Annotated in this window: 1 protein-coding gene; it reads right to left on the bottom strand. The window is 31.3% G+C overall.

The window, feature by feature from the left end; translation table 11 throughout:
* Positions 1-50: 50 nt before the first annotated feature.
* Positions 51-632: a hypothetical protein gene (locus F6K13_RS34695; protein WP_240039052.1), complete on the bottom strand. Its 582-nt coding sequence runs from the start codon at positions 630-632 to the stop codon at positions 51-53.
* Between the last annotated feature and the right edge of the window lie 392 nt (positions 633-1,024).

The following is a 1,024-nucleotide window of genomic DNA, read 5'->3' as shown; positions in this document are numbered from 1 at the left end:
CTCTGTTAGAAGAGTTCTAATTAATTATGCTTCAATATATCTTTAATTAATTAGAACTCTTCTAACAGAGAACTTAAGCGCTGCAATAAAGGATCTGCATCAGTTGTAGATTGTTGAACAGATAAATCTTCTTCTGTTGGTTTAGTATTAGTAGGAGTTAATTCTTCTGACTCTTCTTGGGCTGATTTAGTAATAGGTATTTCTATCTGTGACAACTCTGTCTTAAAACTCTCCATAACTTCGATGAATTTAGCATCTAAATTTAATTGGATTTGAGTCAACTGTTGATGCAATTGATTCAAGTGTTTTTTTAACTCATTTTCATTAGATTGAACTGTATTATTAGATGTATTCAATTCATCAGAAACCAATTTTGTTTCTAACTCAGAAAAATGTTTGGTAAGCTTCTCATAAATTCTGTGCTCTAGCCTTTGTAAATTAGACGCAGATTTAGCTAATTCTGTCGATGATGAAGATACATCCAAAAATTGCCACAGAGCTTGTTTACAAAGATTGCTAAAAGTTCGATATTTTTGAGAATTTAACTCTTTTTCTATAGCTACCAATAATTGCTTATCTGCTGCCTCTTCGGTAAAAAAGACTTCTTTTTTCTGATTTTTTTCCCAAAGCATCAGGTAATATTTTTGTTAACTTAACACGGGGAAAGAGAAAATAAATTTTCTACTGTGCCCCGTTATTTTTTACTTCCAGACCTAGAAAAAACTACACAGGAACTCAGTGCGAGACTCAATTATATATAAACTAGATTTTAGCACCTGAGGTTATCTAAAATTGCTATGATTGTACACAGGTTCATTTCATTCTAGATTTTGACAATAAATTCATTGATTTTTAGACAGCGAAAGATAAATTTCCTAAAGCTGTAAATAACCTGGTTTCCTCAATACATAAAATGGCACAGTTTAGAATGAAACAGTCCTGGATTGTACAACCTCAAATATCTTTGTGATGTTAAAACTTATCTAGATATTGCTAGTTGAGCCTCTCCATAAATATATTGTCA

Origin of the sequence: Okeania sp. SIO2B9 (assembly GCF_010672505.1) — a bacterium.
Taxonomy (GTDB): Bacteria; Cyanobacteriota; Cyanobacteriia; order Cyanobacteriales; family Microcoleaceae; genus Okeania; species Okeania hirsuta.
This window is presented reverse-complemented; position numbering and strand designations above follow the sequence as displayed.